The sequence below is a fragment of the Alteromonas sp. ABH4_456 genome (assembly GCF_056160645.1).
The window spans coordinates 1-15,627 of record NZ_JBSWXO010000001.1 but is presented as its reverse complement, the minus strand read 5'-3'; the positions used below and the strand labels follow the sequence as shown (position 1 = coordinate 15,627).

Annotated in this window: 13 protein-coding genes; 9 read left to right on the top strand and 4 right to left on the bottom strand. The window is 43.9% G+C overall.

Annotation, left to right across the window (positions count from 1 at the left end):
- Positions 1–11: 11 nt before the first annotated feature.
- The gene (locus ACXAG2_RS00065) at positions 12–791 is read left to right on the top strand and encodes an IclR family transcriptional regulator domain-containing protein (RefSeq protein ID WP_474863701.1); all 780 of its coding nucleotides are present in this window, start codon (positions 12–14) and stop codon (positions 789–791) included.
- Between the two features lie 115 nt (positions 792–906).
- On the opposite strand, the gene ACXAG2_RS00060 is transcribed toward ACXAG2_RS00065, so the two are convergent.
- Positions 907–1,776 carry a hypothetical protein gene (locus ACXAG2_RS00060; protein ID WP_474863700.1) on the bottom strand — a complete coding sequence of 290 codons (870 nt, stop codon included), beginning with the start codon at positions 1,774–1,776 and terminating at the stop codon, positions 907–909.
- Here ACXAG2_RS00060 and ACXAG2_RS00055 point away from each other — a divergent pair.
- Complete coding sequence (locus ACXAG2_RS00055) at positions 1,760–2,440, top strand: amidohydrolase family protein (protein ID WP_474863698.1); 681 nt, start codon at positions 1,760–1,762, stop codon at positions 2,438–2,440. The genes ACXAG2_RS00060 and ACXAG2_RS00055 overlap by 17 nt on opposite strands.
- Before the next feature lie 30 nt (positions 2,441–2,470).
- Here the strand turns inward: ACXAG2_RS00055 and ACXAG2_RS00050 are convergent, their stop codons facing one another.
- A complete protein-coding gene (locus ACXAG2_RS00050; protein ID WP_474863696.1) occupies positions 2,471–3,208 on the bottom strand; it encodes an alpha/beta fold hydrolase in 738 nt (245 codons plus the stop codon).
- A gap of 306 nt (positions 3,209–3,514) precedes the next feature.
- On the opposite strand from ACXAG2_RS00050, the gene ACXAG2_RS00045 reads away from it, so the two are divergent.
- The 6 genes from ACXAG2_RS00045 to ACXAG2_RS00020 all read left to right on the top strand — a co-directional run bounded on the left by ACXAG2_RS00045 (position 3,515) and on the right by ACXAG2_RS00020 (position 11,547).
- A complete protein-coding gene (locus ACXAG2_RS00045) occupies positions 3,515–4,042 on the top strand; it encodes a cupin domain-containing protein (protein WP_474863694.1) in 528 nt (175 codons plus the stop codon).
- Positions 4,043–4,061: 19 nt separating this feature from the next.
- Positions 4,062–4,883, top strand: a complete 822-nt coding sequence (locus ACXAG2_RS00040) for an acetoacetate decarboxylase family protein (protein WP_474863692.1) — start codon at positions 4,062–4,064, stop codon at positions 4,881–4,883.
- 14 nt (positions 4,884–4,897) lie between these two features.
- On the top strand, positions 4,898–6,034 hold the full coding sequence (locus ACXAG2_RS00035) for an FAD-dependent monooxygenase (RefSeq protein WP_474863691.1): 1,137 nt from the start codon (positions 4,898–4,900) through the stop codon (positions 6,032–6,034).
- Between the two features lie 93 nt (positions 6,035–6,127).
- Positions 6,128–7,678 (top strand): hypothetical protein, encoded by a 1,551-nt coding sequence (locus tag ACXAG2_RS00030; protein ID WP_474863689.1) that lies wholly within the window; start codon positions 6,128–6,130, stop codon positions 7,676–7,678.
- Positions 7,679–7,733: 55 nt separating this feature from the next.
- Complete coding sequence (locus ACXAG2_RS00025) at positions 7,734–8,966, top strand: lactonase family protein (RefSeq protein WP_474863687.1); 1,233 nt, start codon at positions 7,734–7,736, stop codon at positions 8,964–8,966.
- Between the two features lie 301 nt (positions 8,967–9,267).
- On the top strand, positions 9,268–11,547 hold the full coding sequence (locus ACXAG2_RS00020) for a TonB-dependent receptor (RefSeq protein ID WP_474863686.1): 2,280 nt from the start codon (positions 9,268–9,270) through the stop codon (positions 11,545–11,547).
- A 963-nt stretch (positions 11,548–12,510) separates the two neighbouring features.
- Here ACXAG2_RS00020 and ACXAG2_RS00015 read toward each other — a convergent pair.
- Both ACXAG2_RS00015 and ACXAG2_RS00010 read right to left on the bottom strand, forming a co-directional pair.
- Positions 12,511–12,951: a hypothetical protein gene (locus ACXAG2_RS00015; RefSeq protein WP_474863684.1), complete on the bottom strand. Its 441-nt coding sequence runs from the start codon at positions 12,949–12,951 to the stop codon at positions 12,511–12,513.
- On the bottom strand, positions 12,948–13,979 hold the full coding sequence (locus ACXAG2_RS00010) for a phage/plasmid replication protein, II/X family (RefSeq protein WP_474863682.1): 1,032 nt from the start codon (positions 13,977–13,979) through the stop codon (positions 12,948–12,950). The genes ACXAG2_RS00015 and ACXAG2_RS00010 overlap by 4 nt, the downstream gene beginning before the upstream one ends.
- 203 nt (positions 13,980–14,182) lie before the next feature.
- On the opposite strand from ACXAG2_RS00010, the gene ACXAG2_RS00005 reads away from it, so the two are divergent.
- Complete coding sequence (locus tag ACXAG2_RS00005) at positions 14,183–14,632, top strand: helix-turn-helix domain-containing protein (protein ID WP_474863680.1); 450 nt, start codon at positions 14,183–14,185, stop codon at positions 14,630–14,632.
- The last annotated feature ends 995 nt before the right edge of the window (positions 14,633–15,627 follow it).

Here is a 15,627-nt window from a genome sequence, read left to right as displayed (position 1 = left end):
CGGAAGCTCATATGACTGACGAAAAAATTACCTCCGATCATCGTGACTACATAGCTGCGCTGGCGACGGGCCTTGATGTACTGGGTGCATTTGATGCGCAGCACAGATCAATGACGCTGTCACAAGTGGCTGAAAGATTAAATATCGACAGAGCAAAGGCGCGTCGCTTTTTACTCACCTTACATGCCCTTGGATATATTCAGCGTGAAGGTAGATTATTTGCTTTAACGCCAAAGGTGCTGTCTTTAGCGCATGCTTACACTGTGGGTGACGATTATCTGGCCGTGGTAGAGCATTACCTCAAAGAAGTTACTCAAACGCTGGGAGAATCAGCGTCCTTAGGTAAGTTGGAAGGTCAGCATGTCGTCTATGTGGCGCGTTCACCGGCGGCACATCGTTTAATGTCGATTAATATTACGACCGGCACGCGTTTGCCTGCGGCCTATACCTCGATGGGGCGGGTGTTGGTGGCCTGGTTAGATTCCTCTGAGCAGGGGGCCTGGCTTGATGGCGTATTATTATCGCCTCATACCAGGACAAGCATTACAGAGAAAGACGTATTAAAAGAAGCTCTTGAACAATCCCGTGATGAAGGTTTTAGTATTGTGGATCAGGAGCTTGAAGAAGGGCTACGGTCAATCGCCGTGCCTGTATTTAGTGGTAAAGGTGGGTTGATTGGAGCAATGAACATTAGTACTAATGCTTCACGGGTTAGTATCGAACACTTAACAGAAAACTGTTTGCCGGTGTTACAGCAAGCCGCAGCGAAGATAAAAGACGATACTCGCTAAAGTGAATTGCTATTTTTTGAGTTTGATAAGTAAAACAAATGACAGCCGCGAAAGGCTGCCATTTGTGTAAACTACCTGCCATCAAAAGGCGCTAGCACCCGTGAGGGGGTAAATCTCACTCAACGCGCAGAATAATGTTACCCTGATAATTACCTGGTTTTATTCCGGTTGTTTTGCCATTAACCGTCATGGTCAGTGTGCCATTTTTGCCAACAACAGATGCGCCTTCTTCTACTTGCAGCGAGTTTAGCATGCTCGTTAAAGTCTCATTCCAGGAGTAATATTCGTCCCTATTAAATCTGGACTTTTGTTTGCCATGCTCATCTACATGGATCGCAGTGATAGCAGTAACCTGACCGGTTAGCGTGGCCTTGTTGCCTAAGGTTAAACTCAGGATATCTCCGGCCTGTCCTTTCATATAACCCGTGGTATTAAATACATCACCGGTTAAGCTTACGTTTGTTGCCGTTGCAGTAACGGTCGAGCGCTTTTCGGTAGTGGGTTCGGGGATTGTAAAATCAAGTCCCGGGTAGCCAACAGGTTCGGAAAAGCTTGTATTAAAGTGGAAATCTAATCCGGAGTCTTGTTGCAGACCAACGGTGCGATCATCACTACCCATTAACTGAATGAGTATGCCGTTTGCTGGCAGGAGTTCGACATTGTCTTCCAGTTTTAGGGTGATGTCGCCGTCTTTAAATAAGGACATAGTACTGCCCGTTTCAGCACGAGTACCATCGGTCAGTGTTAACCCGCCGTTGCCATGAGACATCCAGCCAAAATTATCAGATAAGATGACTGAGCGTTTGCCTTTACCCGGGATATTGGTAAATACCGGTTCTTTGCTTACTTGCTCGATATAAACAGGGCGGTCGTTTCCAAAAATGTCTTTCTCTGTTTTGCCCGTATCGATTTGAATTTTAGGATAGACGTTTAACGGCGCGCTAAAGTCTGATGCTCCGTAGGTTGCAGTGCAAAAGAAAAGCACCTATGACAACCGATACACTCTGGATGCGTCTGACGTAGTGGCCGATAAATTTGTTGCTGTGGTGGTGGTTGATGCGAAGCAGGAAAATACCCACGATGTGATTCTTCAGTACGCAAAAAAACACAATCTGGCGGGCATTCGTTTAAGCGGGTTACAGGAAAAAAAAGCAAGTTATGACTGGCTACAATCAGACAACGCACGTAAATGCTGGCAGGTGGCTCGTGAACTGAAGTTAACTGTGGATGTAATGGCGGTATTACCAGAGTGCAACGAAGGAACCATGGGATGTTATCAGGAATTAGCATCAACTTACAAAGATACAGAACTGGTGCTTAATCACCTGGCATGGCCACAGTTAAGCCACCCTAATTACGGTATGCACAAAGGGATTACACAAATTAATTCGTTACCTAATGTATATTTTAAATTTACTACCATTAACTTAAATATGCTGGCAGAAGCGAATATTCACAGCGCCGACTTTATGAGGGGTGCCTTCGATAATCTGGGCGCTCATAAATTATTGTGGGGCTCGGATATTGGAAATTCTGCAGGTTTATACAGCCAAATGGTGCAGCGTATGCTGGTGGCTTGTGAAACCCTGAACGACAAGGAAAAACATGAGGTGCTATACAAGACCGCGAAACAGTTATACCACGCATGAACCGGCTGGCATAACGCCAGCTACATTAATTCAGGCTGGCGTGTGTCGAAGTAAAAACGCTTCCATACACGCTTTGGCCACATCAAGCTCAGCTCCGCTCTTCCAATCTTGCAGAAAAACCTCATTGTTTGGTAACAAGGCGGCTACCTCTCGTGATACTGATAATGGATGGGCGTTATCTTTGCCTGCAAACACTGCCGTGGGAACCTGACAATGGTTGAGAGACTCACGGTTTACACTATACACAAAACCGCTTTGATATAAATTAGTGTAAAAGGTATCCAGTATTTCATTTGGGGTACTTTGCAATGATTCAACCGTCGCTTTCCACTTATTAAAAATCTCATTCGGCGGTGGCAACGCAACGCCTGCTGCACGTCCTATGGTTTGGGCAATGACAGCACTGCTAAACCGCTCTGGTGAACGCTCGAGCAATTTGAATATAAATGGTCCACCAATACATTGTCCGAATACATGGCATTGTGCGATATCGAGATGGTCAAGCAGGGCGATGTGATCGTCGGCATAGTCATCCCAACAGGTTTTTGCCGTGACCGGAGCATGGGAAAGTCCGCCGGCGTTTCTCTGATCCATGACGATGATCTGAAAGTCTTGTGCCAGTTCATAAAGTGGTTTGATTGGGGCATTGGGGAGATCCCAAACTGATATTTTGGACAACAATCCCATTGGTGCAAAAGTCAAGATTGGAAACCCTTCTCCGTGTACTTCGTAGTAGATGCTTGCATCACCATGTTGAAACTGCGGCATACGCTTTTCCTTCTATTATTCACTCTGTTATAACCCGTATGGGTTATTGTTGTGTAACAATTAAGTCACTTTCCTTACTTTTTAATTCGGATTAAATCTTGCTTCTGAATACTATTTAACTATATGTTTTTTATGTGCATTATCGACTTTATTTCAATCCTGCCAAGGGATGGTAAAAGTTACTTTGTAAATAAAATGTTCAAATTCAACTGTTGACGTAAACAACTCAAGATGCGTAATATTACCTAATCGAGAAATAATTGTAACTAATAATTCTCTCTAAGGGAATAATGTGAGGGTGCGGCATTGGCGAAGTATTTACGAAGAGTAGTAACAGGTCACACACTGGAGGGGAAATCTGTGGTGTTGAGTGATTCCATGGCTCCGAATGTGAGAACCAAAAATACCGGAGTAGATTTTATTGAAATCTGGAATACCAGCGAGACACCCGCAGTAATACATGCCTCTGAGCCGGAACCTACAGAGGGGCTGTTAATTGTTCCCCCTGTTGCAACCGGAAGCAAAATCAGAGTGAACGACTTTTATCCTAACCACATCGATAAGTTGCCAGAAAGGGAAGATGGTCGTCACAAGATGATGCATCGCACACTTTCTGTTGATTACGGCATTGTGCTGGAAGGAGAAATTTACATGATCATGGACGATGAAGAAGTGCTGTTAAAGGCCGGAGATATCGTAGTTCAACGGGGAACGGATCATGCCTGGGAAAACCGTTCTGACCAAATGTGTCGAATGGTATTCATTTTAATTGGTGGCGAGTTATCCGACGCGTTGAGGGAAACATTGCCAGAAAATCTGGAAATCAGAAAATAATAAACAAGGGGATTTAGTTATGGCCTTTAAGCCTGAAAAAGGAAATTACTACCGTATGCCGGTATTCTTCGGTCCTACACCTGGGCCCCGTCAGTTCAAGGGAATTGAAAATTATGATTGGGAAACTTTACCTAAGCGCTATGTATTGGGAGCGCGTTTTCTAACTGATGCCAAAATGCTCGAAAGCTGGTTACCTGAACGATTCTCACTGTGGGGCGAGCCGGTAGTGACATGTGAAGCAACTTACTTTGATGGCTTTGGCTGGTTGGCCGGTCGCGGCTACAACATGTGTGATTTAAAATTTAATGTGGTATTTGAAAGCAAAAATGGCCCAGTCTATGGCACTTTCTTGGTTGTTCGTTATGAAAATCTGACTGACCCTATTTTATCCGGTCGTGAAGAGCTTGGTCATAATAAATTGTGGTGCAAAATTCCTCCGGTGAGAGATCACGAAGGGAAAAAAGAAACGGCTATGTCATGGTTGGGTACCACGTTTTGGAAGATTTCAGCGTCGGATCTTAGTGAAAGCGCCGAGCTGCCTAAAAGTGATCCTAAGTTTGCAGGGTTATTATCTTATAAGCATATTCCTACCACGGGTAACTGGGGGGATTCTGATGCCAGCTATGTCACATTAACGCCACCTGCCTGGAACGGTAAAGTGATTCGCCGGTTGGAAGGGGGCGGTAATGTTGAGTTTATTCGTCCTAAATGGGAAGACCTGCCCACCATGTATCACATGATTGACGCATTTTGTGATTTACCGCAATTAGAGAGTCGAGGTGGATACTTCCTGGAAATGGAAGGGGGCGCCAGTGGTTCTGAGACACACCGTATTGACTAATCAGGGAGATTAACATGGCAGCCATTAAAAAAGCCCTGGTTGTGGGCGCTGGAATTGGTGGACTTTCTGTAGCAACTGGTTTGAAGAGAAACGGTGTTGACGTTGAGGTCGTGGAGCTGCATGGGAAGCGGGATGTGTACCATGTGGGAATTGTAGTGCAGGCAAACTTTATTCGTGCAATGGATGCCATTGGTGTGGCTGATAGAGCCATGGAAATTGGTTATCCCTATGAAACCATGATATTTACCGACCTGCAGGGGAATAAGCTGCACGAAATTGAAGTGAAAGGTTTTGCTGGCGAACGTTATCCGGCCAGGTTAGGTATGACTCGCCCAGCACTTCATGACCTCTTGTTGGGGGCAGCTGATGAACTGGGCATACCGATTCGAAATCACTTTACTTATAAGGCGTTGAATGAGGTCGGTGACAAGGTTGAAGTGCTGTTTAATGATGACACAACGGAAACATACGATGTTGTAATTGGTGCTGATGGTTTGTACTCATCGGTTCGGAAAACCGTGTTCGGAGACAAGTATACTCCCAAATATACGGGGCAAGGCGTTTGGCGATATAACATTCCCCGCCCAGCTGATTTGAGTACGTCGTTTAACGCCATGGGCCCTGAGATCAGTAAAGGTAAGTGCGGTTTTATACCATTAAGTGATAAAACCGGTTATGTGTGGTTAACCTCTACTGACCCTGAAGGTAGCTGGTTCCCACAGGATAAATTAGCGGAATTATTCCGCGAAAGACTGGCTGGCTGCGGCGGGCATTTAGCCCAGATGAGAGAGCAGATCGTGGATTCGTCGATGGTGGTATATCGCCCTCTGGAAGCGGTGTTTATCGATGAACAATGGAATAAAGGCCGTATTATCCTGATGGGGGATGCTGCTCACGGGGCAACACCGCATATGGGGCAAGGTGCCGCGCAGGCAGTGGAAGATGCCGCAGTATTAGCCGAGTTACTGCCGCAGGATATGCCATTTGAGAGCCTGATGGAGCAGTTTAAAGAGCGTCGATTCGAGCGCTGTAAGTTTGTTGCTGAAAGTTCTATTCAAATAGGCCAGTGGGAGCAGGATGGCGCTTCACATAATGAAGATGCGGTCAAACTGACTCAAAAGGTTATTGAAGAAGTGGCAAAGCCAATTTAACACGATAGAAATGGGCCGGAGAATCAAAAAACGCTGTCAGATCGATACGTTATTGATATCCGGCCACCAATATAACTGAGTAAAAGGACACCTATGACCATTCAAAACCGTTTAAAATCGATCCCGCTGATTATCAGTTTATCTCTAGGCACGTTGCTGGGCACAGGTTCGGTTCAGGCATATCACGAGCAGCCTCACACTGATAAAGCGCTCATTGAAGAGACCGTATTTGAATCTGAACAATACGTTGATTTGTATCCTGGATTATTTACGGTACAAGAAAAGCAACCCATTGGTGATTATATCAAGATGATTGATGCGATTAATCAACGGGGTGATGTTGATATAAAAGCATTAATTAAAAAAGGGTGGCCAAAATCCGTTCCTGGCTTAGGAAATGTGATTGAAGTGACGCCGGAATGGGTTGCTTATCAGAATAATAAATATGATCCAACCAATCCGCTTTACAACGATAAAAAGTATGCAAAGGCACATGGCCATCCTGATACGCCTGCCTACTTAACTTTTGGAATTCATGACGATTCCTTTATGAAGTTTCCTAACGTGGAAAGCCGGGATTCGTTGCTGGCAGGGGACTTGAATCACAATGTGACTTTCTATCGTCACGTATATCCAGGTGATACTTTATATGTGATCAAAGACCAAATTATCCGTAAAGACCGTACGCCAGAAGAGGGCAGTAAATATCGCTGGACTCATAACAGTTATTCGGGACGTGTATTTAACCAAAATGCGGAAAAAGTGGCAGATGTCACATTTAGAGTGACTCGTGGAATCAAAATCTTTAAGGATGAATTTGAGCCAGAAAAGCGTGATTTCAAGCTTTTATGGGAAGCTCCAGCCTGGAATAGTCGCCCAGCACATTACTATACCGATGCGGATTGGACTTACATTAAAAGCATTTGGCAGAATGAGTTGGTGCGGGGAAGCAAACCACTTTACTGGGAACAGGTGAAAATTGGCGATCGCCCCACCGTCACCGCTGACGGCCCAATTTTACATGGCCCATTACCCATCTCTCCCCATGGTATGGGAGTGGGTGGTAGTGTGTCGCTGCAGCGCTTTATTATGGATCCTAAGATTGCTACAACCATGATTAGAAATAGCGCTGATGGCATTTACCGTATGAAAAATCGTACTGACTATGTACCTATTCCTCCAGGCAGTGATAAACCCATTGCGTTGGAGATGAGTGAGGAAGACGAGAGCGATTATGACGTTACTGACATTCATAAAGAGTCGGAAAAAAGAGCCATTCTGCTGAACTATGTAGCCAGAGATTTTGCCATCAGACACATTAATAACTGGATGGGTGATAAAGGCTTTGTGCAAAACCTTCGATGGAGCATTATGGATCCCCGAGCCATGGCTCTTGTTGGTAAAGAAATTCCAGACAATCCAGAAGCAGAGCACTTCCTGGATCGTGTACCTGAACTTAAAGATAAGCATGTAAATACACACGGTCTGACTCAGGATATGGCGATTATAAAATCTTATGTGTATGACAAGTACGTTGAAAACAATAAACATTACATTGAATTGGTGTGGTGGGTCGAAAACATAGAGGGTGACATCTGGCAGGAAGGGGCTGCAACTATCGAGCTTCCTTCGATTCAGGAATAATCATCTGGCTGGCGGACGATGTTCGCCAGTCTATGTCTCTGGAGATAGTGACGCTATGTTTACTCTCAGTCGACGTGTTTTTTTAGCTGGGGCGTCGTTTGTTGCTTGTTATCCGTTATGGGCAAATGGCAATGCAAGCGACCTGCAGCGTTTTGTTGTTGGCACTTTCACCAATAGTCAAGGTGAGGATGTACCTAACGATTTTGGTATACATCGCAAGGCTTCAGATATTTCTGAAGGGATATATGCCTTTACGTTAAACACAAAAAGTGGGCAGCTAAGTCAGGCAGAGTTAGTCGCTAACGTTTCTAATCCGGTCAATCTGATAACTCATCCAACGCTTAATGTATTGTATGCATGTCGGGGGCAAGGAACGCAGATAAACGGGCAAAACGTGATTACGGCTTATCGCTGGCACCACAATCATTTCATCGAAGTCAACTCGGTTATGAGCGGCGGGTTAGGCCCTACAGTTGGGCAGGTGAGTCATGATGGTAAACAATTACTTACAACACATTTTGCTTCTGACAGTATTGTCGCCATTCCGTTAGCCGCAAACGGTGCCTTATTGAATCAACAACAAACTATGGGTAAGCCCTTTGTTGCGGGGGCTCATCGTATTCGGGCTCCGGGCAAAGAGACACATCGGGATAGCTGGCCAGAAATGGAAATTGGCAAGCCCCATGATATTCAGTTTAGTCAAAACCAGAGGTATGCCATTGCCACTGAGATAGCAGCTAATCGATGTCGTGTTCTTAAAGTTGGTAAAACATCTGGACGCTTGCTTTTTCATAGCGTTGCTAACGATGCTCCTGGCGCTGGCCCCAGGCATATTGCCTGGCATCCGGGGTTTCAATTTTTGTATACGTCTGGTGAAGGGACTTCTTCAGTATCTGTCTGGCGTTGGAATGAACATGATGGAACTTTAACCTTACTTCAAAACGAGAGCGTACTGCCACTAGGGTATCGTGGTGACAATCATACCGCAGATATTGTAGTGCATCCTTCGGGTAAGTGGGTCTTCGTTAGCAACCGCGGGGCAGGGAGTATCGCCTCTTTCAGCATCAACAGTCAGGATGGTCGTTTAACATTACATCAGCATGTTGAACTCTCATCTCCCAGTTGCTGGAGCATGCAATTTGATAAAACTGGCCAATGGGCTTTGGTGACAGAACAAATAGCTGACCAGGTCTCACTCTGGCGATGTGATGTGAAATCCGGGGACCTCATTCGTACTGAAAATCGGGTGCGAGTCGTGTTGCCATCTTGTATCCGAAATTGGGTTTAGGATGCCAATTTTTGCGGGCATCATTTGTTTTATTGATGCCGTATATCACACTTTCTTATCGCGAATATACACCCTAACTTATTGAATATATTGCCTTAATTTTTTTACTATAAAATCTAAAAAAACTATTTCCCTTTGCGGGAAATATGTGTTTATTATGTGTGAACTTAATGTTATCAGTATGTATCTTTCTGGTGTTTGGTTTTCGTTTTCATGTTGTCACGATGTGGCCATCAGCAGAGATACGCATTGAAGAATGAGAAATAAAATACAACTCGGAAATATGCACACAGGAGGTATTATGCGTAAACACAAAATCACTTTATCAGTTGCCATGGCAATATCTAGCTTGAGCGCTTCTAATGTTGCAATGGCTCAGCAGAACGAAATAACCGAAGCTGAAAACAGGGCACAAATCGAAGTTATAGAAGTGACAGCTGAAAAGAAGGTTTCATCCATTCAAGAAACACCAGCGTCTATTGTGGCAATAAGTGGTGAAGCCATATCGTCTCAGGGACGAAATGATATCCGTGAAGTTTTAGATACGGTAGCAGGTGTGAGTTTTTCAAATGCAGCGTTTGGTGCAACAAACATCAATATGCGTGGTGTGGAAGGTGCCACAGCCGCATTTGGTCGCACTGATCCCGGAGTGTCTATTAATGTCGACGGCGTCGTGAGTTCCAGTCTGATAGGCGATACCGGTTCACTTGCTTTCTTTGATATTGACCGTCTGGAAGTATTACGTGGGCCCCAGGGAACGCTATATGGTCGCGGTGCCATTGCCGGCGTGTTAAATGTTATTACAAAAGATCCAACTGATGTCTTTGAGTTATCTGGCTCGGTAGAGCGAGGCAATTATGACTTAATTCGTGCTACCGGCGTTATGAATTTACCATTAAATGACAACTGGGCAATGCGTGTAGCCTACAACTCCGTTGATCGTGACAGTTACTATACCAGTGGCCTAAACGACCTGGTTTCGTCAGGTTCCCGTATTAAGTTAGCTTACAATGATGGCGGAGCATTTAGCGCTTTATTTGGAGTAGAAAACAATACATTAGGTGGCGCTGTTGGTTCAGGAGGTCGTGGCGCAGGTACTGCTGTTTGGGGATTAGGTGAGCCTGACTACGATGCATGGGATGATGTTACACAAGACGGTGGTTTAACCGGTCAGGAACCGGGCTCTTCAAGAGATTTTGATTTTGCCAAGTATTATGCTGACCTGCGCTTTTCTACCAGTTTTGCTGATTTTCGAATATTACCAAGCTACAGTAAAACGGATCAGTTAAAGAACCTGATCATTAATACAGGTACAGCATACCAGTACGGACAGTTTCCTGAAAAGACAGAGGCGGATTCTACGACTTTTGAAGCTCAGATGTCATCTCCGGAATCTTCCGACATCGATTGGATTATAGGTCTTTATTACGATGAGGCGGAAAGAAGTAACCATTCTACGGAATATGATACCTTCCTCTTTCAGGACCAGAGTACTCAGGCAGTATTTGCGCAAACAACCATCCCATTTGGTTCATGGGCAGTTACTGCCGGTGCACGCATGACAAAAGATGAAAAAACATTCACTAATACCAGTAACTTTGAAACTGAAAGTGCATCAGATGCGTCAGGTAGCAAGGACTGGTCCCGTTTTGATTGGAAGTTGGGCGTTGAAAAAGAGTTGAATGACACCTCGTCTGCATATATGACTTTAGCGACTGGATATCGTCCAGGTGGTATGAACACTAATGCTTCCCCGATTGTAACCAACCTAGCAGGTGAGGAGATCCAGAATAAAAAGTTGTTTAGTGACCCAGAGTATCTGACTACCTTGGAAATTGGCTCCAAAAATATGTTGTTGGATGGCACTCTAATGCTTAACGTGTCTGCTTATTATTACGATTATACTGACCGTCAGTATAATTATTTCACCACGACAGCAGATCCAACTGTTGACTGTCCGGATGGTTCTGCTCCACAAGTTTTCTTTGATGTGGATGTAGTGTGTAGTTCAATGCTCAATGCAGAAGGTATTGAGACTACCGGTCTGGAATTAGAGTCAATGTGGCTGGTGACTGAAGATAGTCGTATCAGCCTGTCAACAGCCTATACCCGCTCTGTGGTTTCGGATGACACTTATCTGACTTTTACTGCCAATTCAGGTACCAATTTTCCGGATGATTCGTCCTCCACAGTTAATCTGAAAGGAGCGCAGTCCCCGCGAACTCCTGAGTTGCAGGTCAAAGGTTTCTATGAGCATTTCTTTGATTTCTATGGTGGCACCCTGTCACTTCGTGCCGATGTTCGCTATTCCAGTGAGATTTACGTATCAGGTTACAGTTATATGAATCCGGCAATTCGTGAATCCGACGGAACACCCGTTGGAGACCTTTACACGGTGGATGCTAATACTCAGTTTGACTTTATGGCAACCTACATGCCGGGTGGCGAATACGATTGGAAAATCAGTGCTTACGTCAGAAATATTACTGAAGAAGTCGTAAAGTCGACTACAGACGGAAGTACCGCACAGGCAGAGCCTCCACGTACTTTTGGTGTAGTGTTTACTGCGAATTTATTTTGATGATTGTTCAAGTTTTACTGTAGCCATTTGAAGCACAATGCTTCATCAAGTGGTGAATAGGCTAAATTGTCTCTTCATCACTTTTTTATTTTGACTTTTCCGATGATTTGAATACATAAATTTCTCATTGGAAATTGTTGGGTAGCTTTATCAAAAAAATACATTAGTGAGCTTACGCACCTGACCATCAACAGCTTCACATGATGCTATTGATCACTCAAATAGACAAAGAACAGACGTGTAACGATGTGTTTTGCTACATCAGCTATTGACCAACAGACGACGAGAACGACGGTAGAATTTCTGCTACGAACGAGTAGGGGGATGAAGCAGGCTCTCTTTGAACAAGTACATTATGAAATTCTAAGAAGCTATTCGAAGAAACAATCCGGCTTATCCCGTCGCTTCGTAAACCACTAATTGTTGCAAATCCATTTCTAATAGCCCGACGCCAGAAAACTACGAGCAAATTGAATAAGTTGCATACTAATTGGATCTGGTTTATCTGGTTTATCTGGTACATGGTCGGGTCTAGTGACCACTACAATTCTCAGCCAGTAATTACAACTAGGGAAACTACCAGGAGCATTCATCATGTTTGTTTCGCTCTAAACGAATCCATGTGACTATTATAGAAATAACTAGGCTGCCATACCATGGACGGGAAGGAAAACTCAGAAGCTTCATTAAAACTAGCAATCCGACATAAGTGTTTCAATCTCCTGAGCAAAAACAGAATTTGGGAGCCGTCAAAAATCTCGTGCTGGCAGAAAATCTCATTTTATGTGGCAGTATTCAAAAGGGATTGATTAACAATAGTATTTCTACACTTAATTTAACATAATATACATTATGCGCAATTAAGTATTGATGTGGATTGGGTCGTTGCCTCTGGTTACGCTGCTTCTGTTCGCTCGCGCGCCGCAGGCTCTGCGCGGCATCACAGCGCAGCGTCAGCTGCACTCACTTTTGTTTCAGATGATGTAATACGCGGTCGACCTGATGCTGGTAAACATCAAGGTCTTTTACTGTGTCGATTGCCGGCATGTATTCCGGCATCAGTTCGTTGTAGATGTATGGGATAAGTTCTGCGTCTGTTGTTGCCGGGTAAATCTGGAAGTCCAGATTTACCGGGTCTATTACCGATTCAATCATGTCATCCTGTAACGCATCGAGATCTGCACCGGTATATGTATCGCCTTCGACTTCATACATATCTCTTAAACTACCGCCAACATATTCAATGCTGAACATCGGGCCATTATCTTCAGGCTCTTCATCTTCAACCATTTCATAGCTAAGTTTGAACGCGCAGTATTTGCCGCGCCATTTACATAAACAAGCTACCGTTTCTTTGTCTGTATCAGCGTGCTTTGCATAGTCCATTGCTGCTTCTATTTTCATAATGCATTCCTTGCTGATTGATGAATCAGCTGTTTACTGTATGCCCATTCAGGTATTTGTGCTGGCTTCGCTTCAAGGATTCTGAACAGCGGCACAACGTTCGTCGTTGCCGGTTCACATGGCCGTAAATCGATGTTAATTCCGTACTCCATCAACGCTTTGCGCTGCCGGTAATATGTGGCTTTTGACATCATTTCGCGTAAGTCATGGCCCTCAGTCCATAAGGTATAAGTGGCAACTAAATTGTTTGGTAACTTGGCCGTGACATCATTGGTTAAGCGGATTTGATCAGTCATTTCGATTCTACCTAAGTATTCGTTAAACACGGTTTTCACTTGGGAAGACGTCACTTTATTAGCAGTAATTAAGTCGAGCTTTTCCAGTTCTTTTCTGTGTAACCGGAGCTCAATCCGCAGTTTATTGTCTACCCAGTTTTCTATGCCTTGGTTGGTTAATGGCTCAGGTAACTGTCCGTTTTTAGTTCTGATTTCTTCGGCTTTGCAATACAGTTTAATTGCCCAGCGCTCAGAGGTTTTTCCGAAGTAAAGTGTTCCTCCTTTCATAGATGGCCGTCCATGGCGAGTTTTCGCTTTAAATTCCATAGCACGTATAAATGCCAGAACGTCAGCTTTCGTTGGAAGTTCGAATGAGTAATTTATGTCAATCATTCCGATGTCGTAAGCACCATCACGGATCTGTGCGATCTCTGATATTTGCGGTGTCAGACCAAGTTGCCGGATGATGATTTTGAACGTGTCGTACACCAGAGCCGTAAGGTCATCTGAGCCAAACACGTTATGGCCTTGAAGGAATTTGGCAGGGTTGCCGCTTATCCATAAATGCGTTGCGTTTCCCTGCCCGTCAGCGCCTACGCTTTTGATAGAGATTTTCTTTTCATAGCTGCCGACAGCTTGCTTTCTTTTTGGGGTGCGCCATTCGATTTCACCGTTTTCATTCGTGCAGAACACTTCGCCCGCATTAAGCGGAGCGTGAACGATCGGGAGTGTGGCACGCACCCAATCAATCATCGTGTTGTATCCTGCAGAGTCTCATTTTGAGACTAAAGTCGGGTATTACTAGACTCCCCGACCTGGTGAATTTGGTTTGCATCCTAAAACCTGTCAATACGCCTATATGTGAAATATAAATTCACATAAAGAGCAAATCAACAGTTTCATTGCATAAACGTGGTGTATGATTTCACCTATATGTGTAAATCAGGATAAAAACTATGTCTATAGGTGAAAATGTAAAGGCTATAAGGCTTCGTGCAGGCTATACACAGTCTGAGTTAGCTAATGCTGCTGGCATTCAGCTAACGCAGATTTCGCGGATTGAGAACAACGATACAGACCCTAAAGCATCAACGCTTAAAAAGGTAATGGAAGCATTAAGTTGCTCTGCAAATGACCTGTTTAATAAACCTGAGCGCGAAATTATGTCATTGGAGGATTTCATTGCTTCAATTGATTACCGTTCTGGTATGGACATGAGAACAGCTGTCATTGTGTGGCGTGAAGTTAAAGACCACAAAGAATTTATCGATAAGATTGATGCTATTTATAAAAAGGATCAAGACCCCCGAGGTGAGGTGATCCGCAAGATTTATGAAGAGCAAGGGCTAGATCCAGATGTTGAGATTGCAAGGCTCATTGAACAGAATAAGCAATCAGAATCTTAAAGCCAGTGGCACGAGCGAACTATCTTTAAAGCCGATTTTCGATAGGTCGCTCATACACGGTAACTTGGTTTAGCAGGACAAGGATGGGCTAATGTCCGTTTTAGAACAGGGATGTCCGATTTTGGATAGTACCTTTGTTCAGCATCCCAGAGCTACCGTTCGCAAAGCTCACTACATGCCGCAGGCGGCATAAAAAAGCCCTCATATTGAGGACTTTTGTACATTATTTCTCTTTTCGCTTTATGTAAGACTCTAGCAGTTTACACAAACGTAATGCTAGAATCAGAGCTAAGAGAGCGTAGTAAGTACGCGTATCGTTTAAAAACAGCGTTATCAAAGCTTCGTGGTTTAATATGTTCATCGAATTGGCGTTCCTGAAACATTAAACTCTCGAAGCTTCTCTTTATTCAGAGTCATTATCTATAAATATCTCCTCTTTTATTTGTCTGAACAACTAGTTTACTACTGGTCATTTTCGAAAGCTGTAGATTTTTTAAGCATTCATATTTTTAGGTGTAATATTCAAACACTTAACCCTTGTTAACTCCCAAAAAAGTAAAAGTAAAATCTAATTCAATCTGATGATAACCCAATTTATAATTTTCCAAAGGTGTTATTTTTGCTATTTAGCAGGTTACGCATAACATCTAAATTTATATAGCAAAAAAAGCGCAAAAAATGAGATGAATAACCCCGTTACTTTAACCACTGAACAACAGTTACTTTTGGTACGTATGCCTTGCAGGCTAAGAGGGACGTACATCACATGGCTATTAGGGTTTGACCCGTATTTTCTGATGAGCAGGGAAACGTACTACAGACATGCCAAGGAACTGGCATCAAAATACGGCATAGAAATCCGCAAAAAGAGTCCTTATTTTGTGTCCCCAAGGGCAGACTAGTAAATATACATTATGCGCAATTAAGTATTGATGTGGATTGGGTCGTTGCCTCTGGTTACGCTGCTTCTGTTCGCTCGCGCGCCGCAGGCTCTG

Coding starts and splice junctions, on each gene's coding strand:
- ACXAG2_RS00065 (WP_474863701.1), top strand. CDS start 12: ATGACTGACGAAAAAATTACCTCCGATCATCGTGACTACATAGCTGCG.
- ACXAG2_RS00050 (WP_474863696.1), bottom strand. CDS start 3,208: ATGCCGCAGTTTCAACATGGTGATGCAAGCATCTACTACGAAGTACAC.
- ACXAG2_RS00040 (WP_474863692.1), top strand. CDS start 4,062: ATGGCCTTTAAGCCTGAAAAAGGAAATTACTACCGTATGCCGGTATTC.
- ACXAG2_RS00035 (WP_474863691.1), top strand. CDS start 4,898: ATGGCAGCCATTAAAAAAGCCCTGGTTGTGGGCGCTGGAATTGGTGGA.
- ACXAG2_RS00030 (WP_474863689.1), top strand. CDS start 6,128: ATGACCATTCAAAACCGTTTAAAATCGATCCCGCTGATTATCAGTTTA.
- ACXAG2_RS00025 (WP_474863687.1), top strand. CDS start 7,734: ATGTTTACTCTCAGTCGACGTGTTTTTTTAGCTGGGGCGTCGTTTGTT.
- ACXAG2_RS00020 (WP_474863686.1), top strand. CDS start 9,268: ATGCGTAAACACAAAATCACTTTATCAGTTGCCATGGCAATATCTAGC.
- ACXAG2_RS00015 (WP_474863684.1), bottom strand. CDS start 12,951: ATGAAAATAGAAGCAGCAATGGACTATGCAAAGCACGCTGATACAGAC.
- ACXAG2_RS00010 (WP_474863682.1), bottom strand. CDS start 13,979: ATGATTGATTGGGTGCGTGCCACACTCCCGATCGTTCACGCTCCGCTT.
- ACXAG2_RS00005 (WP_474863680.1), top strand. CDS start 14,183: ATGTCTATAGGTGAAAATGTAAAGGCTATAAGGCTTCGTGCAGGCTAT.